20 protein-coding genes are annotated in these 20,475 nt (G+C 44.2%); 13 read left to right on the top strand and 7 right to left on the bottom strand.

Annotated elements, in window-relative coordinates:
• Positions 1–80: 80 nt before the first annotated feature.
• The 3 genes from ACKTT9_RS20240 to ACKTT9_RS20230 are packed head-to-tail and all read right to left on the bottom strand — an operon-like array spanning position 81 to position 3,755.
• Positions 81–1,199, bottom strand: a complete 1,119-nt coding sequence (locus ACKTT9_RS20240) for a Ger(x)C family spore germination protein (protein WP_407867316.1) — start codon at positions 1,197–1,199, stop codon at positions 81–83.
• 15 nt (positions 1,200–1,214) lie between these two features.
• On the bottom strand, positions 1,215–2,315 hold the full coding sequence (locus ACKTT9_RS20235; RefSeq protein WP_407867315.1) for a GerAB/ArcD/ProY family transporter: 1,101 nt from the start codon (positions 2,313–2,315) through the stop codon (positions 1,215–1,217).
• 15 nt (positions 2,316–2,330) lie between these two features.
• The gene (locus tag ACKTT9_RS20230) at positions 2,331–3,755 is read right to left on the bottom strand and encodes a spore germination protein (RefSeq protein WP_407867314.1); all 1,425 of its coding nucleotides are present in this window, start codon (positions 3,753–3,755) and stop codon (positions 2,331–2,333) included.
• Positions 3,756–3,907: 152 nt separating this feature from the next.
• Here ACKTT9_RS20230 and ACKTT9_RS20225 point away from each other — a divergent pair, with 152 nt between their 5' ends.
• From ACKTT9_RS20225 to ACKTT9_RS20180, 10 genes are all read left to right on the top strand, one after another.
• Positions 3,908–4,204 carry a phasin family protein gene (locus ACKTT9_RS20225; protein ID WP_407867313.1) on the top strand — a complete coding sequence of 99 codons (297 nt, stop codon included), beginning with the start codon at positions 3,908–3,910 and terminating at the stop codon, positions 4,202–4,204.
• Positions 4,205–4,210: 6 nt separating this feature from the next.
• On the top strand, positions 4,211–5,887 hold the full coding sequence (locus ACKTT9_RS20220; RefSeq protein ID WP_407867312.1) for an ABC1 kinase family protein: 1,677 nt from the start codon (positions 4,211–4,213) through the stop codon (positions 5,885–5,887).
• Positions 5,888–6,329: 442 nt separating this feature from the next.
• Positions 6,330–8,243, top strand: a complete 1,914-nt coding sequence (gene thrS, locus ACKTT9_RS20215; RefSeq protein ID WP_407867311.1) for a threonine--tRNA ligase — start codon at positions 6,330–6,332, stop codon at positions 8,241–8,243.
• Between the two features lie 157 nt (positions 8,244–8,400).
• A complete protein-coding gene (locus ACKTT9_RS20210) occupies positions 8,401–9,297 on the top strand; it encodes a DUF2167 domain-containing protein (protein WP_407867310.1) in 897 nt (298 codons plus the stop codon).
• A complete protein-coding gene (locus ACKTT9_RS20205) occupies positions 9,294–9,560 on the top strand; it encodes a hypothetical protein (protein WP_407867309.1) in 267 nt (88 codons plus the stop codon). The genes ACKTT9_RS20210 and ACKTT9_RS20205 overlap by 4 nt, the downstream gene beginning before the upstream one ends.
• A complete protein-coding gene (locus tag ACKTT9_RS20200; protein ID WP_407867308.1) occupies positions 9,557–9,811 on the top strand; it encodes a hypothetical protein in 255 nt (84 codons plus the stop codon). The genes ACKTT9_RS20205 and ACKTT9_RS20200 overlap by 4 nt, the downstream gene beginning before the upstream one ends.
• A 184-nt stretch (positions 9,812–9,995) precedes the next feature.
• Positions 9,996–10,418, top strand: a complete 423-nt coding sequence (locus ACKTT9_RS20195; RefSeq protein WP_407867307.1) for a DoxX family protein — start codon at positions 9,996–9,998, stop codon at positions 10,416–10,418.
• Positions 10,419–10,482: 64 nt separating this feature from the next.
• The gene (locus ACKTT9_RS20190) at positions 10,483–10,947 is read left to right on the top strand and encodes a phage tail protein (protein ID WP_127456198.1); all 465 of its coding nucleotides are present in this window, start codon (positions 10,483–10,485) and stop codon (positions 10,945–10,947) included.
• A 397-nt stretch (positions 10,948–11,344) separates the two neighbouring features.
• Positions 11,345–11,872: a phosphatase PAP2 family protein gene (locus tag ACKTT9_RS20185; protein WP_407867306.1), complete on the top strand. Its 528-nt coding sequence runs from the start codon at positions 11,345–11,347 to the stop codon at positions 11,870–11,872.
• Positions 11,873–11,902: 30 nt separating this feature from the next.
• Positions 11,903–12,526 (top strand): DedA family protein, encoded by a 624-nt coding sequence (locus ACKTT9_RS20180; RefSeq protein WP_407867305.1) that lies wholly within the window; start codon positions 11,903–11,905, stop codon positions 12,524–12,526.
• Between the two features lie 45 nt (positions 12,527–12,571).
• Here the strand turns inward: ACKTT9_RS20180 and ACKTT9_RS20175 are convergent, their stop codons facing one another.
• The 4 genes from ACKTT9_RS20175 to ACKTT9_RS20160 all read right to left on the bottom strand — a co-directional run bounded on the left by ACKTT9_RS20175 (position 12,572) and on the right by ACKTT9_RS20160 (position 17,187).
• Complete coding sequence (locus ACKTT9_RS20175; protein WP_407867304.1) at positions 12,572–13,945, bottom strand: sulfatase-like hydrolase/transferase; 1,374 nt, start codon at positions 13,943–13,945, stop codon at positions 12,572–12,574.
• An 18-nt stretch (positions 13,946–13,963) separates the two neighbouring features.
• Positions 13,964–14,857: a carbohydrate ABC transporter permease gene (locus ACKTT9_RS20170; protein ID WP_407867303.1), complete on the bottom strand. Its 894-nt coding sequence runs from the start codon at positions 14,855–14,857 to the stop codon at positions 13,964–13,966.
• A gap of 1 nt (position 14,858) precedes the next feature.
• Entirely contained in the window at positions 14,859–15,740 is an 882-nt protein-coding gene (locus ACKTT9_RS20165; protein WP_407873083.1) for a carbohydrate ABC transporter permease, read from the bottom strand.
• Positions 15,741–15,828: 88 nt separating this feature from the next.
• Positions 15,829–17,187: an ABC transporter substrate-binding protein gene (locus ACKTT9_RS20160; RefSeq protein ID WP_407867302.1), complete on the bottom strand. Its 1,359-nt coding sequence runs from the start codon at positions 17,185–17,187 to the stop codon at positions 15,829–15,831.
• Positions 17,188–17,409: 222 nt separating this feature from the next.
• Here ACKTT9_RS20160 and ACKTT9_RS20155 point away from each other — a divergent pair, with 222 nt between their 5' ends.
• From ACKTT9_RS20155 to ACKTT9_RS20145, 3 genes are all read left to right on the top strand, one after another.
• Complete coding sequence (locus ACKTT9_RS20155; protein WP_407867301.1) at positions 17,410–18,168, top strand: response regulator; 759 nt, start codon at positions 17,410–17,412, stop codon at positions 18,166–18,168.
• Positions 18,095–19,951, top strand: a complete 1,857-nt coding sequence (locus tag ACKTT9_RS20150) for a histidine kinase (RefSeq protein WP_407867300.1) — start codon at positions 18,095–18,097, stop codon at positions 19,949–19,951. The genes ACKTT9_RS20155 and ACKTT9_RS20150 overlap by 74 nt, the downstream gene beginning before the upstream one ends.
• Before the next feature lie 108 nt (positions 19,952–20,059).
• Positions 20,060–20,455, top strand: coding sequence for a VOC family protein (locus tag ACKTT9_RS20145; RefSeq protein ID WP_407867299.1), 396 nt, complete (start codon positions 20,060–20,062; stop codon positions 20,453–20,455).
• Positions 20,456–20,475 lie beyond the last annotated feature (20 nt).

Here is a 20,475-nt window from a genome sequence, read left to right as displayed (position 1 = left end):
CGTTGCTTGTGACCCACAGTTCATGCTGTGGGTCACTTTTTATTTATTGAAGTAGCAGTAACAGCGCAGATTATGCAGCATTATTTCATAATCCCGTTGCTCATAATTTTGACAGTCACCGTTGGTTCAATCTCAATTTTGGGGTAAAGCTCATCCCAGTTTACGCTTTTCCAGAAGTCAGGATAAAAGGCTGCTAATCGTTCGGCTATGTTGAGACAGTCGTTGTTGGCTTTCTGTACGACAGCTATGACTTCTTTCATCTCATTCACAAGCTGATCTTCCATTGCTTCTTCGATATCGTGGATTCGTTGTTCGGTTGGAGGTGAAAAAAATGGGTATTGCAGAATCTCCGCTTTTATTGATACTTGAATCGAAGCTTGAGCGGTTTTGTCCACCACTCGGAGATTCATATTACGCCTAATGCTGTCCAATTTAACGTTAACGAATTGCTTAATTTTATTTGGATCGAGTTCAGTCATTTGAACGCTGTAGTTAATCGCATACCGATGAGGGAGTAAATAGGACAGTACCTTGATTTGGCGTAATGAAATTTTACCAGTCATGATGCGATGATGAAATAAAGCGCCACCATGAATGTGAATGAGCTTGTCTTCCTCCAATGCGGAATAGGGGAGAATGAAATCATCACCAGGTTCGGTCATGTGAGTCAGAAGTGTAGACACTGTTTCTCTAGGAAGGCCGTCTCTTCGCTCCGATTCATTAATAAGACGCAAAATGGAATCGGAGTAAATATCGAGTTGCTGTTGTTTGTGTGCTTGTAAAGCATCAATAGCTTTTCCTTTGATTACGGTGACCTTAGCTCCTAAATTACTAGTGGGTGTACGAAAAATACGTTCTAAAAAAGGATAAATATCCTCAGCCGCTAGACTCTCACCTAAAAAAATCATGGAGGTTTTACTAATATCCATCTTACCGGTTCCTTGTTTACTCAATCTGTCAACAATATCAGCTAAATTGGAAGCCTGCGCAGTATAGACCGATGGCTTAATAGCAAACTGACCTCCACCTTTAGCGGATAGGTTCAGTGCAGTTACAGCCGATTGTATGGTGTTTTCCTTTTCTAAATCAAACGAGATATTGTTAATAATTTTATTTTCAACCAATAAGTTTTGATCCCAACACCCGGTTAATAGAGCGATTAGAAGCAAAGGCAGAAGAATTGTTTTTATAGTTCGCATGTTATAACTTCCTCTTTAAGACAATTGTTTTTTTCTAATGATGGCTGTCAAAAGCAGGAATAAAGGAAGCGCAAAGACAAATGCATAAGATACAAACGAAAAAATAAGGTTGAATTGTTGTTGATTATATCGGCTAAGGGGCAGCAAGGTTAACAAAAAAAACGTAACCGCTAAGAAGAGTGAAACGAATTTCGGTGGTGCAGCTTGCCATAATTTCTGAACGCCTTTGGAAGCCATATTCAGCGTAATTCCAAGCGAAATAATGATAACGCCAAGCCATAATGGAATAAACAGTAAATCCATCCGGTCTACCATGTTCCAATAAGTCCCCTTGAGGAGGTAAAGCCAGGGATACTCAATTAACGTTACTTCCATAGTACCGAGGTAAAGCGTAATGATACCGATAAAAAGAATATAAAAGACTAGGGTGCCCACAATGCCTAAAGTTACAATGGTGAAATGACTTCTTTTGCCTTTTTCAACGAATGGAAGTGCAAACATAATGATATGGAAGCCCAACATATAAATATAACCGTTGTGTGTGGCAGCAAGGAACCCCTTTACATCCGTTTGAATAAAAGGCAGAAACCGCAGAGGATCTACAATATGGTCCGAGTAATTCAGCAAAACCAAAACGACGAATATGACAAAGAGTAAGAGTGAAAAGCTCATTACAATTGTCGTGAATCTCGCAATGGATGGCAGAGGCTTGGTGCCGAGAAAATAGCTGGCGATGACAAGAATAAGGGAAAGCACCCATTCTGGTGTTTCTATGAGCATCCATACGTGCAAGATATCTCGAAAGGCCATCAAAATAGAAGTGCCATAGATTAAAAAGAAGCAAATATACCCAAAGGTGACTAATGGGCCGAGCCATTTTCCCAATACTTTGTAAATCGTATCGTACAATATAAGGTTGGGGAACCGTTTCTGCAACACATACATAATTCCAGTGCTAAGCCAAATTAACACTCCTGCAGCTAGAAGCGTGAGCCAAGCCGAGCCTTTAGCTATTGCAATTAGACGGTTAGGAAGCGTATATATTCCCAGTCTTAATTGGCAACCCATGATGAGCAGAAGCAATTGACGTTGCGTAATCAGCTTTGAATTACTCATGGCGGCCCCTTTGTACTAATTTTTTTTATGGAGAGAACGTTTAATAGTATCTAGTTTTTTTTGATGACTCCAAACGGGTGCGTTTATCATACTCCTTAATGAAAAGTAAGGCAGACCCGCAATCTCGATATCGCACAAATGCATTAACATGATTAGAAATACAATGGATAATCCTAGAAATCCAAATAAGGCTGAAGCGCATACGAATGAAAGTCCCATGATGCGGGCGACGCTGCTCATTTCAGCTATAGGATTCGTAAACGCAGCTATAGCGGTTAAGGCGATGACAATGATCATAGGTTTAGAGACAAAATTCACTTCCACAATCGCATTCCCGATGACTAGCCCCCCTACAACACCAATTGTATTTGCTATACTCGAGGGTAATCTTGCCGAGGCTTCCCTCAACAGTTCCAGAATCAATTGCATAAGTATGGCTTCAACAAGAGGATTCAAAGGTACATATTCGGTCCCTAATTTAAATGTATACAGGATACTTGTGGGTAAAATATCGGAGTGAAACGAGACCAGCGATATGTATACAGAGGGAAGAAGAAGCGCAATGAGAAATCCCAGAATCCGTAAATGGTAAAAAAAACTGCCGACAAAAGCGTTATTCAGTAAGTCATCCGCCGTTTCAAAAAAATTAAAAAAAGTAACGGGAAGAATAGCAACGGATGAACTGCCATCCATGATTAGGATTAATTTCCCTTGGTTTAAATAATGAATCGCTTTATCCAGCCGTTCCGTAATTAGGATTTGAGGGAAGGGCGAGAAGGCAGATTTCATAATAAGTGGACGAATTTGCTGTACCGTATTGATCTCATAATTGGCGAGCTGTGCGACGATGGACTGTACGCTTGCAATCATCTGCTTGTCTGCCAGGTTGTCCAGATAAATGAGGCCGACTTGCGAAGGTTGAATGACGCCTGTCTTTGCATACTTAATTGTAAGATCATCACTTGCATTCTGCCGTCGAATTAAACTTAAATTTGTGTCCAGAGAGCTAACGAAGCCAAGGTGATTCCCAAATAAGCCTTTCTCACTCTTGGGGTCTTCTGGCGGTAGATCCTTGTTAAAACGAACGGATGCAGCGATTCCGGTTGTTTGCCCTTCGAACAGAAGCAACACGTTACCCTCTAAAAGCGCTTGCTTGCCCTCGCCAATCGTTGCTTTTGACTCTGCACCACCGAGCATCAAGGCTTCGCAGAATTCTTCCAGATCTTCAGATACCAGCATCATTCTAACAAGTTGGCTGTTCACTAACTCCATGTCGACGGCGGTTGCCAAGAAGCAAACAAGGCATCGATTACCCGCTAGAGATAAATCCATGCTCGTAAAGTCTTCTGTATGCTTGAAAGATGAGCCAAGTAACGATTGATTCTCTGCGACGGCTGTTGAAAACGATTGTTCGGTTATTAAAAAGTCATTCATCATCATAGTGAAGTACCCGCTTTAGTCTTGGTTGGTCTTTATTGTGACTAAAAGATGGAAATTTATTCATCAAAATTCGATTTCTGCTCCGCATACATATCATTGGCATCTAATGGAAATCATAATGCTTAATTATTGTTTGTAGAGGAGTGCTTTAGATGAATGATTTAATCAAGAATGCAGTTTCGCTTGGTCTGGGAATCACGATTGTAACCAAAGAAAAGCTGGAAACCTACGTTAAAGAGCTTGTGGTAAAAGGAGAAGTTGCCCCTGAAGAGTCGAAGGCGCTAGTGGCAAAGTTAATCAAGAAAGGTGAGGAGCAGCAGGACGCTCTTAAAGAAATCGTACGCGTACAGCTTCAAAAGCTGCTGGTTGATTTGCACCTGGCAACTGAGGAAGATATCAAGCGGCTAGAACAACGCATCGACCAAATGGAACACAAGCTACAGGCATAGCCCATTATGCGGAAAAGGATACGGCAGTTACAACGATACCGGGATATTGTTATAGCTTTGGTTCGCCATGGTTTCGGCTTCTTGGTAGAAGAGTCAGATCTGCTGCAGCGTCTTCGTATTCCGATTAGAAGATTTCAAGTGCATGACGATGCAGACCGTAAATCGCTGGGATTACGAATCAGGGATGTCGTTGAAGAGCTCGGACCCACCTTTATCAAACTGGGGCAGATCGCCAGCACCCGTATGGATCTCCTTCCGGAAGACATTGTAAAGGAGTTGGAGAAACTTCAGGACGATGTGAAACCCATCCCTTACAAACAGGTGCAGGAAATCATTGAGGCTGAACTAGGTCAAAGCATCGACGCGATTTATGACCGCTTCGAAGAGCAGTCACTGGCAGCGGCTTCTATTGGGCAAGTGCACCTTGGCGTGCTCCACACCGGAGAACGTGTGGCTATCAAAATCCAACGGCCTCAAGCCGGAGAATCCATTCGGATTGATCTCGAAATTCTAGCGGATTTGGCTGCGATGGCTGAGCGACGCTTTGCGTGGGCTCGCCGGATTCAAATGGAGGTCCTCATTGCGGAATTCGGCAAATCGCTCTTAAATGAGCTGGATTATACCAAAGAGGCTAGGAATGCGGAGAAAATAGCTGATCAATTCAAAGATGTTGCTCATATCAATGTGCCGCTGATTTATAGCGACTACTGCTCGAAAAAGGTCATGACGATGCAGTATATCGAAGGTGTTCGGCTGTACCAAGAGGATCAACTCGACGCACATGGGTATAACCGAGCGCGAATTGCTAATCGGCTCATTCAAACATTGTTTCATCAGATATTCATTGAAGGTTTGTTTCATGCCGATCCTCATCCTGGGAACATCGTCATACAGCCGGGCGAAGTGATCGCTTTACTTGACTTTGGCATGGTGGGCAGGCTCACTTCGGAGTCAAAATTCCATTTTTCCTCCCTGATTATTGCTCTCATGCGCCAGAACACCGATGGGGTGATTAAGGCGATCTACCGGATTGGACTTATTGACGAGGAACTCGATATGGAGGAACTTCGGTTTGATATTGAAGAGCTTAGAGAACGATATTTCGGAGTTCCTCTTAGTCGTGTAAGCCTGGGGGGAATTGTCAACGATCTGTTTGAGGTGGCGTACAAGTACCATATTCGTGTTCCGGCGGATTTTATCTTATTAGGGAAAACGCTGTTAACGATTGAAGGGGTTGTCACAAAGCTAGATCCTACAATCAGTATCGTAAAGATAGCGGAACCATTCGGCCTCCAGCTGCTGTTGGAACGACTACGCCCGAAAAATCTGACATCAAGTTTACTTAGAGATGTCACGGATTATGGGTCCTTGCTGATTGATTTTCCAAGACAGTCCCGAGAGTTCTTTTCACAGATAAAAAAAGGGAAACTGCATGTGAATATTAGTGTCACTGATGCCTACGATTTCCTGCGCAAGCTGGATCGCATTGGCAATAGGATCACATTCGGCATCGTTCTCTTGTCTTTCAGTCTCATTATGATGGGACTCATCATCGGTTCATCCATTGTTGGTCGGAAGCATTATTTTTTGCTGAACGTGCCAACGATTGAAGTTGGATTTGTACTGGCATCCTTAATGAGTCTCTGGCTGCTATTTTCGATTTTTAAATCGGGCAGATTCTAGATTAAGAACTTCTTCAGAGTTTGAAACTTTTATATAATCATTCTTTCCCTTGACCTTCAGGAGCGCGACTAAGTAATATGATAAAGGTAAACACAACAATAATAAGGCATTGATCAAAGACATGATTTCCTTCACGAACTGTCCAGAGAGAGAAGTTTAGGCTGAAAGCTTCTCCTGTTACCGGATGTGAAATTACCCCTTTGTAGCCGTGTCGTTGAACCCGTCGATCTGTTCGTCGCGGCAGTAAGCGTCACCGTCTTATCCCCGTTACTGGATACCAATAAGGACCTTGCATCTGCTACTTTGGAGAACAGCCAAAGAAGGATACGTTGCAGGTCAAATTAGGGTGGAACCACGAGCTGAACGCACTCGTCCCTTTGTGGGAGAGATGCGTTTTTTTGCGTTCAAAAATAATGAAAAAACTAGAAATGGAGGCTAAATCATGGAGATCAATGTAACATTGCCAGATGGAACAATTAGGAGGTATCCCCAAGGAACGATAATTGGAGAAGTGGCAGAATCTATAAGTACAGGTTTGAAGAAAAGTGCTGTAGCTGGAAAAATCAATGGCAAACTCGTTGACCTTGATCAACTGATCGAGCCTGATAGCCTTGTCGAAATCGTTACTCTTGACAGTAAAGAGGGCCTAGAGATATACAGGCACACTACGGCCCATGTAATGGCTCAATCCATTAAACGCCTATATGGAGATAAGGCAGTCAAGCTCGGAATTGGACCGGTCATTGAAGATGGATTTTATTATGATATTGATATAGAAAAACCTCTTTCTATTGATGATCTTGCAGCTATTGAAAAAGAGATGGAGAAAGTTATCCAAGAAAACCTGCCCATTGTCCGCCGGGTTGTCAGCCGCAGAGAAGCGGTTATGACATTCGAGGAGCTCGAAGAACCGTTAAAATTAGAACTCATTCGCGACCTGCCGGAAGATGCCCTCATTACCATTTATGATCAGGGTGAGTTTTTTGATCTATGTCGGGGACCGCACCTTCCATCTACTGGCCGGATAAAAGCTTTTAAACTGATGAACGTGGCGGGAGCCTATTGGCGTGGAGATTCCAATAATAAGATGCTGCAGCGTATTTATGGGACTTCATTTCCAAAGAAGACCCAGCTTGAAGAGCATTTGCATGTTCTTGAAGAAGCCAAAAAACGTGACCACCGCAAGCTTGGTAAAGAGCTGGAATTGTTTATGTTCTCTGAAGAAGCACCTGGCATGCCATTCTTTCTTCCGAAAGGGATGAGCATTCGTAATGAGCTTGAGAACTTTGCGCGTGAATTACAGCGGCAGCGCGACTACGCTGAAGTACGTACACCGCTTATGATGAACAATCGAGTTTGGGAGCAATCGGGACACTGGGATCATTACAAAGATAACATGTACTTCACGAATGTAGATGAAACAATATTTGCGCTTAAACCGATGAACTGCCCGGGACACATGCTTATTTTTAAAAACAGCTTACATTCTTACCGGGAATTGCCTATACGTCTTTCCGAATTTGGCCAAGTTCACCGCCATGAACTTTCCGGGGCGCTTAACGGGATGATGCGGGTCCGTACATTCTGTCAGGATGACGCACACCTATTCGTTTTGCCTGAACAAATTGAGGATGAAATCAGCCGTGTCATTGCCTTGATTGATCACGTATATCAAGTACTCGGCTTTAAGTATAAGGTCGAGCTATCTACCCGGCCTGAAGATTCAATGGGTTCAGAAGAGCTATGGCAGCAGGCTGAACAATCTTTACAAAATGTCCTAGATAAACTTGGCATCGACTATCATGTCAATGAAGGCGATGGGGCATTCTATGGACCAAAGATCGACTTTCACATTTTAGATGCGCTTAAAAGGAGCTGGCAGTGCGGGACCATCCAACTGGATTTCCAGATGCCCGAGAAATTCGATCTTTCTTACATCGGAGAGGATAACCAGAAACACCGGCCTGTCGTTATACATCGTGCTATCTATGGATCTATAGAGCGATTCATCGGCATGTTAACCGAACATTTCGCTGGAGCATTCCCGCTATGGCTTGCACCCATCCAGGTGAAGTTATTGCCGGTTTCGGAGAACTATATCGATTATGCCTTGAAAGTGAAGAAAGCACTAGAAGAGACAGGCATTCGGATTGAAGTAGATGTGAGGAATGAAAAACTCGGGTATAAGATTCGTCAAGCCCAACTCGAAAAAGTACCGTATATGCTCATTATTGGTGAGAACGAGAAGAATTCCGATAGTGTTTCTGTACGAAAACGGGGGGAAGGAGACCTTGGAACAAAAACCATCCTTGAAGTTATTGGTCAGATCAATGAAGAAATTCGAGCCAAAAAATAAGTAAGTATTGGTGTTTGGGGGCTGTTCTAATTGAACAGCCTCTCTTTAATTTGTAGTCTCTTAAAATGAAGGACCTTTATGAAAATTTAATTTTTCATATTTTGGTTTATTTTGTATGATAAAGACAACACATTTATGTATATTGGAGGCGTACTTTTTGAAAATACGTGTATTCAGCATCCTTGTCGTACTCTTGCTTAGCACCCAAACGAGTGTTTTTGCAGAAGAAGAACAATCCAAACATAACTACAATTGGGTTTCAGGTGGAAAGAATGTAGAGCTTGGAAAAATAGCTAACTTGGATCTTGGTCAGGATTTTGTTTTTCTAAATGGTGATGATACAAAAAAAATGATGACGGACTACAAGGACATCCCTTCAGGAAGAGAGATTGGCAGTGTATTTCCGAATGATCCCAAGGAGCAATGGTCGGTAATTTTTGAGTATGATGAGTCGGGGCATATAAATGATGACGAAAAGAAATCGATCGATGATGCTGGCATATTGAAAAGTTATAGTGATAGTACGGAAAAGGCGAATGAAAAGCTTCCGATAGACCGTCAACTTCATGTAACAGGATGGGATGTAAAACCATTTTACGATGAGAAAACACATGATTTAACATGGTCGATGGGCGCGGAAGACGCTAAAAAGCAAGCACTCATCAACTATGATGTAAGGCTTTTAACACGCACAGGTTATATCTCAGCTATCCTCATATCGGATCCTGTGAGCCGTGAACATGATAAACAAGTCTTGGCTTCTCAAATCCTTCCTAAAATTTCGATGGTTAATGGTCAAAAATATGAAGATTTTAACAGCAGCACAGACAAAGTATCTAAATTCGGTTTATCCGCCCTGATATTGGGAGGAGCCGGCCTTGCTGTAGCTAAAAAGGTTGGTCTCCTTGCAGGTGTTTTATTGTTACTGAAAAAGTTTGGGGTAGTTATTGCTATTGCTTTAGTGGGAAGCTGGAAATGGATAAAAAATTTAATTGCTGCTAGAAAAAGAAATCCGAACGCAAGTAGTTCAGAATTCAGTGAGGAACAAATATGAGTGAATTCACCGCAGGAAGCTTGATTCGAAATTCATATCTCGATACAGTACAACAACATAATCCTCTGATTGTCAAAGAACTGAATGAACAGTGGAGCGTGTTTATCACCTCAGGGACAGGCATCAGCGAGATGGCTCCTACAGATGTTATGGAGATCTCGAAGCATCTGCCGGTGCTGTATTTCTACAATTTTGAGGATCATGGCTGGGGCTTCACTCTTCTTCATCAAGGCGAAGCCGTTTCTGCGTTAGGGCGTCCATGATGACGGAGATGGTGCTGCAGCGGAGCGGGATCGACCAGGTGCAGGCAATGCTGAGGCACTTGGATGTGGAAGCTTTTGAACTTTTTGAGCTCGGTGCCGTAGAGATGGAGCAACTTCGGCACCTGTTCGAGGCGGAGACCATCGGACAACTCGAGCGCCGGCACGCTATGGTGGAAGACTTCAAATCAATTCTTGGTATCGAAGAGATGAGTTGGGTTCGCGCAGATCGATTGGAATGGTTCGATTCATAATACGTAAACTCATGTGAAACATCATACGTTAACGGAAAACGATAGTTTAATTAAGTCATGACGGCAGCCAGCATTGGCTGCCGTTTTTCGTGCCACGGTGATCATCTAAACAGTATCACTTTTTGATACATTTTATAGTTAGTATAAATATATCAAGAGAAAACAATTGATTGGAGGATTGAAAATGAGTACAGTTATCGGAGATGAAAATATCGCGAATGTAGTACCTCGTCCTATTGGAAGGATGGTTGCTTATTGGGCTGTGACAATTATACTCACATTCTCAATTGCATTAAGTGGGATTGGACAACTGATGCGATATGGGGGGAATGTCGATCTAGTGACTTCTATTGGTTTCCCGCTGTATATCACGTACATTCTTGGAGGATGGAAATTGCTTGGAGTTATGGCAATCGTAATTCCAGGTTTTCCTCGGCTTAAGGAGTGGGCTTATAGTGGTATCTTTTTTCTAATGACAGGGGCGGCCCTTTCTCATGCGTTCGTTAACGATTACGGTGATTACGGCTTCCATATCATTCTCCCACTTTTCTATGCTGTGCTTGGCATCGCCTCCTGGGCGCTTCGTCCAAAAAACCGTAAGCTCTAATGGTATTTATTAGACACAATTGAAAATAAATTATTTGATCTATTCATAAAAAGGAGTGTTGAAAATGTCTTATATCGTTGATTTCAAAAATCTATCTTCAGTCGGTTTAGAGTCTTCACCTGTAGCAGAAGCGCTCACTGGTTTACGTGCTAATGAAGCACGTTACTTTATGAACAAATACAAACATGAATTTACGGTCGTACCCGCTAGTGAAAGTCAGGAGAACATTGATTATGTGAACCGCATTTTGAAAGAACGCGATATTTCATTTGCGGCCAAACCTTTAGAAACGTCGCGTTTTCAGGTAGAAAATATCCAGTTTACCTACGTCTTTTATGAGGATGGTCTTGGGATCAATGTCATGTATACGGTTGATGACCCTAAGAAGCGGGCTGTTGGGTTTAAGCTCTCTGAGGGGATGGAGGTACCAAAGGAGCTAGAAGAGAAGAAGTTTAAGTTTGCCAGACAGAAGTCTAAACTAGCTGGCACAATTCGGGGCTCGTTTTTTGTAATTAAAGGACAATACTAAGCAAGAAAAGCGTAACGAACCCATTTTATTCAGCAAAAATGATACATTACATGACATAGACAAACTACACATTGAGGCTACCGCTGTGAAAACGAGTGGTAGCCTCATTAATCTTTCACGAGCATGGTTGAAGATTTAACGCGATCAACCGTATCAGAAATAGCGCCTTCTGCAGGAATAATGTACCAAGACCAAAGTCCAGTACTAAACTAAACCTCAGACAGTTATCGCCACCTTACTTATTTGCTAATCTTAATGTCGTAGACAACAACTCGAGAATCAGTTTTTTTGTTTTTGCCTGGATTCAAAAATGAAAGATGTAAGGACGGGCGGCAGTCCAGATGGAGGAACAATGAACAGACAATATAGGACTAATGAATTTACGAGGAAGAGAAACATGCAATGGTTAAGGAAGGTCGATCACAATATATTTGTCTGGTGCAATCAAAGGGTAAATCACTTTGTTCTAGATTGGTTGTTCGGACTGATTACCCACATGGGCGGCGCGTCGTTTACGATTCTATGTACCATATTAATTATATGGCTTGCACCTAATGATTGGGGATCGGTAGGTCTACAAATTTTAGCCGCATTGACTTTCAGTCATGTGATTGCCGTTATTATTAAGAAAAAGATGCGCAGAATTCGTCCATTTCGCGTTCTGCAGCAAGTGAGAGTAGGAAGATTTCCTCTTAAGGATTACTCGTTTCCATCTGGACATACCACCGCCATTTTTGCATTTGTGACTCCTTTTCTTTTCCTATCTTCACAAGGAGTTGCTCTGTTATTGATTATCTTTGCAGGCTTGGTTGCCTTTTCACGTGTTTATTGGGGATATCACTACCCATCGGATTGCGCGGCAGGAGGTACGATCGGAATGGGTTCTGCTTTGCTGGTGGTTTATTTGACGAATATAACAGGATAAGTAAATTATAAACACTCGAGGAGCGTAAATATGGAGTGGATTAGATATCTCTTTGAGCAGTATGGGTATTTTGTATTAATTTTTGGATTGTTTGCCGAATCATTGGCACTGCCTTTCCCTGGAGAATTGGCAATGGCAATCGCTGGACACATGTCTACTGTTGGAAGTTTAAATATTTTAATAGTGATCTTTTTTTCTTATTTTGGAGCTATAGCTGGTACAACGGTAACTTATTATTTGGGTTATAAACTTGGTACACCATTCTTTGAAAAATATGGAAGGTTCTTTTTTCTGAACCAGGAACGAATCATTACGATCACGAAATGGTTTCATAAATATGGTAACAAACTCATCCTTGTCAGCTACTTTATCCCAGGTTTACGGCACTTCACTGGCTACATGTCAGGTATTCTGAGGGTTCGTTTAAGCACCTTTATCTTCTACAACTTCACGGGTGGACTCATTTGGGTATTGGTTTATGTTATGATCGGGAAAACTTTTGGTATAAAAATAGAGCAAATGCTTCACCTCATTTCTCAATACTCCCTAGCAGCAATTATTGTATTGGTGGTTGGAGTGGTGATAGGATTTCATATTAAGCATTATAAACATGCAATTTTAGATTGGATTCGAACATTAAACTGGCTTAAATGATAAAGAAAAAGCGTTCACTCATCAATTTTGGGTGAACGCTTTTTTTTATTGATAAATCTCAGACTTCGATACATTCAACTGTCCCGAGGCTTTAGCAGGGAGTGAATGAATCGTGGGTGCCGATTCTCCAGATGAGACCATTCGCTTGATGAGCAACTCGCGCAAATGCGCCCGAACTTCCTCGTGCGATTGTTTATCGACAAGGTTGTTCAACTCATAAGGATCCGCCTCCAGGTCATATAGGCTGGACTCGACATATTCGGAAGCTCCGCTGTCGCGAATCGGATCCCCTGACGGTGCTGTCACGGCATATTTCCAGCGACGGGTACGAATAGCCCGCCCAACCTCAGATTCGCTGATCTGCACGAATATCTCCTGTTGCCATGTGACCCCCATACGGTTGCCACCAATCAACGGCATTAAGGAGCGTCCCTGCATGTGATCCGGAACTTCGATTCCGGCAGCATCAAGCAATGTTGGCGGCAGATCGATCAGGCTGATCAACTCGCGCACGGCACCGCCACCGTTAAAGCCGGGGCCGCTGAATGCAAGTGGTACCCGGATGGAGCTTTCGTGGCAGGAACGTTTATATTCTTCGTTGCGAGTTTTGAAATGGCAGCCATGGTCGGATGTAAACGCAATAACCGTATTGTCCGTCAGATTAAGACTTTTGAGTGCGTCGTTTAACCTCCCTAGCGCCTCGTCGAGCCTTTTGACCATGCCGTAGTATCCGTCCAAATGTTGATTCGCGGTTCCGTTCAGCGCAGCGAGATCTGCCGGTACATAACGGGATGAGTACCTTCCACGGTATACATCTGGTGAAGGATAATCGTCCCGATGATTTTGATGGTGCGGCTCCAGATACGAGAGGAACAGATAAAACGGCTTCTCAGCGGTCCGGCGGTCTGCAATATAACGGATGGCGGCATCTGTCAAAGCGTCGACGCGATAGCCGGGCAGCTCGACAGGCTCGTTATCGCCATTATAGAGCATGGTCCGGTAGGCATCGGACGTATGCTCAAGGGAATCTGCGGCAAGCCAGTAGTCGTAGCCGCCTCTTTTATCGACAGGCACCGGGTTGGTGCGGGTCCCGGCCAGGTGCCATTTGCCGATATAACCCGTATCGTATCCGGCTTCTTTGAAATAGTGCGCAACCGTCCGAGTCCCTTCCGGCAGCGGGATGCTGTTCTTGAAACAGCCGGACACGGTCGGATAAAGTCCGGTTTGCAAGGTGGAGCGGGATGGGCCGCAAACGGGCTGACAGGTAAAAGTATTGACGGCATGCGTGCCGTAAGCAGCCATCCGATCAAAATTCAGGGTCAACTCCAGCGGGTTGCCATGAGCTCCGGTTGTATCCCATCGCTGCTGATCGGTGAAAAATACGATGATATTCGGCCGCTTTTCTGCGGACTGTTTCATGGGTTCTGGCCTCCTCAATTATCCTTTGATACCTGTCGTAGCAATGCCTTCTACAAAATACTTTTGCGAGAAGAAGAACACCAAGACAGGTGGCAAAATAGCCAACACAGCCATCGCCATAATCTGGTTCCACTCGATCGTACCGCCTGTCGAATCAATGGTCATGCGCAGCGCGAGGGAGATTGGAAACTTTTTAACACTATTAATGAAAATAAGCGGATTGAAGAAATCGTTCCAGGTCCAGATAAATTGAAAGATAGCAGCTGAAATCATAGCAGGCATACATAACGGCAGGAGGATGCGGAATAGAATTGTCGGTGGATTGCAACCGTCCATAACCGCAGATTCATCCAGCTCTTTGGGAAGTCCCCGGATAAATTGGACCATCATAAAAATGAAGAATGGAAAGCAGCCGAAGGCAGCCGGAACGATGAACGGGAAAAAGCTATCCAACCATCCCATATTGCGAAAAATGAGATAGCGCGGAATGATAATGACGGTATGCGGCAGCATCAAGGTGGAGATCATCAAAACAAACATCAGGTTACGAAGTGGAAATTTGAATCGTGCAAAGCCGTAGGCGACCAATACACTGGATAGCACGGTGAGAACTACCGTAGGAATCACTAACAAGAAGGTATTGTAGAAAAACGTTGTATAGGTATACTGGCCTGTGCCTGCCCACCCCTTAACGTAAGAATCCCATACAAATTTACTGGGCCAAAGGTTGAGCGTACCGAATAAGTCGGCGTTCGTCTTAAAAGAGCTCATAAACAGCCAAATGAGAGGATAGATCATCAGCCAGCCAAGAAGCAGCAAAGCGATATGTTTGATGGCTTTGCGCAGCATGGCGCTTTGCGCTCTGGAGGCTGCGCTTCGCGGTTGAGCCACGGATGTTGTTGGATGCGGCATATTATTTACCTCCGTCTTCATAGTGGACCCATGATCTAGCCGATCGGAAGATGAAGAGGGTCAAGATGAGAATCATGGCGAACAAAAACCAGGAAAGGGAAGAGGCGTATCCCATTTTCATATTCTGAAAGGCTTCATCATAGATTTTCAAACCAAATAAGTACGTCGATTTCACCGGTCCGCCGTTGGTGACGACAAACGCAGCTGTAAACTCCTGTAGAGCATTGATAGTCTGCATGACCAGATTAAAGAAAATGATTGGTGTAAGCAGCGGGATGGTAATTGTTCTGAGCATTCGCAGACGGCCGGCACCATCAACCATGGCAGCTTCGTACAGCTCAGATGGAATTTGCTTGAGCCCTGCAAGGAAAAGCACCATGGATGAGCCGAATTGCCACACCACGAGCATACTGATTGTCCCTAAAGCCACATGCGGGCTTCCCAACCAGTTAACCGGCGGAATATGCAAAAAGGACAAGGCTTGATTCACAACACCTTCCTTCATAAACAGGAATCTCCATAGAATGGAGATCGCGACGCTACCGCCCAGGATGGAAGGCAGATAGTAGACCGTGCGGTACCAATTGACCGCTTTTCCTTTGATATTCAGAATCAAAGCAATGAGCAGGGCAAAAGCCAGCTTCGCAGGTACCGCAATCAGCGCATATATGATCGTGACCTTAATGGAGGGGAAGAAATCTTTATCGACCGTCAACATTTTCACGTAATTATCCAATCCAATGAACTTGCCCGGCTTTACAAGCGTGGAATCTGTGAATGAGTAATAAAATGATAAGAGCAGCGGATAAAGCTGAAACCAGAAAAATCCGATAACCCAAGGCGATACGAATAACAGGCCCCAGAGGACGTTGCGCATGCGCATGCTTTTCAAGTCAGTTGTTCCTTTCCATATACGGGCTTAGTGTTAAGAAGGGTGCTGTCCGAGTGGACAGCACGCCATCGAGCTTCCCTTATTTTGCTTTCATCTCTTGAAGTTTGGAGGTAAAGCCACTGTAAATTTCGTCAGCTGCTTGTTCCGGTGTGAGCTTATTGTAGATCAACTTCTGGATCGAATCTTTTACGACTTGCGCAAGCTCTGCATTGGTGCTAATTACGTTTGGTGAAATCGTCTTCTTGGCAGAAGCGAGTTCCAAGCCTTTGGAAATGCTAGCGTCCAGTTTACCTGATTCCTCCAGCGCTTTGCGTGCCACTGTAGAAGCAGGAATTCCGCGCTGTGTGGTCAGAAGCAGAGCAGCTTCTTTGTCATTGGTCAAGTAATTAATAAATTTGGCTGCTTCCTCTTTGTTAGCTGAGTCCTGCGAGATGGCAAAACCTGTGCCTGCAACTGTAGGGTTGCCCGATTGAACGGCACCTGCATTCTCTGGGAATGCACTTACACCGATTTTCGCAGTAGGAACAGCTTGCTTATACTTATCGATGGCTTGAACGTAGTCAAGCAGCAGACCGATTTCGCCTTTTACCCATTTCGGATTTTGCTCCATCTTACCGACAAACGCGGTGCTGTCACCGAATGGTTCAATCGCTCCGCTTTGATATAAATTGGACAAGTAGGTAAGACCATCTTTCAACTGAGCCTTATCGAAGCCAGGGGTGAAGTCATCATTCACCCAACCCTTGCCTGTTTTTTGCATGATATACGGTTGCAAGATTAGCTTGTTGACCACGTCGATATCAGCAGTTAACAGATAGGCGTTTTTATCTTGTTCATGAACCTTTTTACCTTCATCGACCAATTTATCCCAGGTCCACGCGGTGTCGGCAGGAATTCCATGCTTCTGCATAAAATCTTCGTTTATAACGGTGGTCGCTGCGAACATGCCAGACGGAATCATAATTTGCTTGCCCTTGTAGGCACCGTAATCCTTGAGAGCGGCATCCGGAATTTGTTTCATATCAATCAGGTTGCTTAGGGGGTTCAGGTCCAACATGAAGTCGCTCATCTCCACGGACCATTCATAAGTAAATTGGAATATGTCCGGGGCCGTTTTGCCGGCGAATTGAGTTGCGAGCTTTTTGTTAAAACCGTCAAAGCCCATATATTCCGCTTCGATTTTTACATTTGGGTGCTGCTTCGTATAAGCGTCGATGGCAGCAAGCGTTGCTTTATGTCTGGCGTCGTTGCCCCACCATGCAAAGCGCAGCGTAACGGGTTTATTATCACTTGCTGCCGTACCTGTCCCGGTTCCTGCGGAATTGTTGGAAGCCGTAGAGGCTTGGTTGGAGCCAAAGCTGCATGCGGATAAAATGCAAAGGATGCTAAGCATTAGGACAAACATTTTGGATAGTTGATAAAGGTTTCGATAAAACAAAGTACTTCCCCCTGTCTTAAAATAAATTTCGGGCCCAACTTCAAGTTAACATGAATCCGTTTTCACAGAAAGGGGTTTCATTTTTGAATATGTTTGAATGATTGCCCGTTTGTTTTGGATTAGGTATCATATCTTTAGATTGTTCGCTTATATTGTGCCAATTTCTATGCGCATTCCTTTTACTATTCATGAAAGGATATAATCAATAAGGGGGGATCGATCATGTACAAATTAGCATTTGTTGACGATGAAACGACGACTCGGGACACGCTTTGCAGCTGTTTTCCATGGGAGAAGGCAGGATTTGAGATTGTGGCACAGTTTGGAAATGGCATGGAAGCGCTTAAATATATGCTCCAGCATGATCTGGACGCCATACTTTGCGACATTAAGATGCCTGTCATGAACGGGATCGAATTATCAAGGGAAATTCATGAACGTAAATTGCCTATACAGGTCATCCTGCTGAGCGGATTGAGGGATTTTGAGTTGGCACGGCAGGCTATCAGCTACGGAGTGAGGCATTACATGATGAAGCCGGCTAAATTCCAGAATTTGCATGATGTTCTCATGCACCTTAAGCAGGAATTAGATGAAAAAAAGGGAAGCGTAGGGGGATCAGACTCCAACGAGTCGATCCAGGTAGAAGCGAACGCAACGTTCTCGGATCATCCTGTGATTCAACGCATTCATCACTATGTCGAAGCCGAATACCGCAATGTAACGCTGGAGGATGTCGCGCGGATTGTGCATATGAATCCCAGCTATGTGAGCTCATATTTTCGTAAGCTTACCGGTCATAAATTTTCGGATTATGTGCTCGCAGTGCGAATGAAAAAAGCGGCCGAGCTTTTGCGGGAGCATCGTTGGAAAGCGCTTGAGGTCAGTGAAATGGTGGGATATGCAAATGCGAAAAATTTTATACGCGCTTTTAAGCAGTATTACGGGAAAACGCCCGGGCAGTTCAAACACGAGCATTAAATATGTCAAACAGAGTGATGCGGCGTTGGCGCGAAAATTTTTCTCCGAAAATTTGCGAAGAGTTATCGTGCTGTCACTCATCCCTCTAACCATATTAGGTTCCCTGTCCATCTTCATTACAGTTCGGTACATCCGGGGCTCTATTGAGCAGAATAGCGAAAATCGGCTAAATCAGATCAATCAGCTCACAGAGGTCATTCCGGCAGAGCTTGATTCCTTAAGCCTCTCCTTCGATAAGGACCCGAAGATTAAAATCCGGCTGATGAACATCTTGAATGCGACCTCCTTTTCCTTTGAGGATGTGGAAGCGTTGTTCTATTTACGCAATGTCATTGATGTTCCGGCAAATTCCAAGTCCTATATTCATTCCATTTATATTTATTATGAAAATTCGCAAGGACGATTTCTTAGCTCGCGTGACGGTATTGCGCAGGTGGATTCGACACTGGATACAAGCTGGTACTCTTTTTATCAATCGGAAGCATTCAGGGGGGATGATGGTTTGATAACTCAGCCTCGCGAGCTAGTAGCCAGTTCTGATCCTAACGGCACCACACAGGTGCTTACAGTGTATCAGCCGTTCGGCGATCTGGATGTGAAGGGGCATCCCCGTGGTCTCATTGTCATGAATATCCTGCCTTCCTACTTCGCCAAATCGCTGAATTTATTTAACGATTGGCAGGGCAGTTATTCGTATATCGCAGATCCAAAAGGAGATCCGATAATCACCTCTGAGAGCTTCGGAGGCAGCATCCCGCTTCCGGCGTCTGAGCAGTTATCAAACGGCCAATCACTTCGCTCTTCTCTTGACGGCGCTTTGGTCACGATGAAACAATCTCGGCGCTTGGCTTGGATTGCCGTATCCGTTATTCCAACGAAAGCGCTGTACAGTCTTCCTCGGATGATCGTTTATATCACCCTGGCTCTATCCGTGTTCTCCTTGCTGCTGAGCATGTTATATGCTTTATGGATCACAAGGAAAAATTACCGTCAGGTCTCGCAAATCGTACATGTGCTGGAGCATGCCGACCGTCATGAGGATGCCATTCCTGCCATGCCGGAAAGGATTCAGGACGTGTACGAGCTGATCGTTAAGAACATTCTCGATACGTTTCTAAAGCAAAAGTATTTGCGTATCCAGCTTTCCGAACGGCAGGCGAAGATGGAGTTACTGGAGCTTAAAGCGCTTCAGTCCCAGATGAATCCTCATTTTATGTCCAACACGCTGCATTCGATTTATTGGAAGACCTTCCAGCTGACTCGTTCACCGAATGATGCCTGTGTCATGATCGGACAGTTGAGTGATTTATTGGAATACGCTCTGCGTGGGACGGATGATGCGGTAACGCTGCAGGATGAGCTTGCCAATGTACGAGGCTATATACAACTGCAAAAAACGCGGTTTTCAGATCGCTTGAAGGTGATTTGGGATGCGAAGGTAGAGTTGGAGAACTGCCGTGTCGTGAAAATCAGCATGCAGCCGCTAATCGAGAACAGTATTCATATCGGTCTCGCTGCTCATGATCAGCTGACCGTTAAAGTCAAGTGCCGTATGAATGGTTCAAGCCTGCATGTTACCATTATTGATAACGGACCGGGCATATCGCGCGATCGGCTTGAGCAAATCCGCGCATCATTCGACTCCGATACGATGCAAGGCAAACATCTTGGACTTTTTAATACAAGCAAAAGGCTTGTGCTTCATTACGGCGTAGGGAAATGGATGCGTATTCTCAGCAAGGAGGGGAAGGGTACGGCTATTACGTTGATTTTTCCGCAATAGTGAATGGCAGGAGGGACGAATAGTCTCTGTATTCGCATTGACAATTGAACGGGCAATTCGTATGATCCAAATAGGATTGTAAAAAAATGCAAATGGGGTCGAATGCTGATGGCAACAGCTGATTGGGCGAACAAAATTACCGAAATCACATTATTTGTGGAGGATTTGTATCGGTCGAAGGCATTCTACCAAGAGACATTCAAACTTGCAATCCTCTATGAGGATGAAAGCTGTGCGGTTTTCGATTATGGCAACACAAGTATCAATCTGTTAAAACAATCAAATGCCGGAGAGTTGATAAAACCGGCTCAGGTTGGTCGCAGCGGAGATGGCGCGCGTTTTCAGTTCACGATTCAAGTGCCGGACGTTGACCGGGTATGCGATGAACTGAAAGTGCATGGTGTTCAGTTATTGAACGGACCGATAACGCGCCCTTGGGGGCGGAGGACGGCTTGTTTTGCTGATCCAGATGGTCATCTGTGGGAGATTGCCCAGGTGCTGTAATGAATGGGGAGAAGAAAATC

The sequence above is a fragment of the Paenibacillus sp. P36 genome (assembly GCF_045866505.1).
Classification (GTDB): domain Bacteria; phylum Bacillota; class Bacilli; order Paenibacillales; family NBRC-103111; genus Paenibacillus_E; species Paenibacillus_E chondroitinus.
The sequence above is the reverse complement of the archived record's forward strand: the minus strand, read 5'-3'. Positions and strand labels throughout refer to the sequence as shown.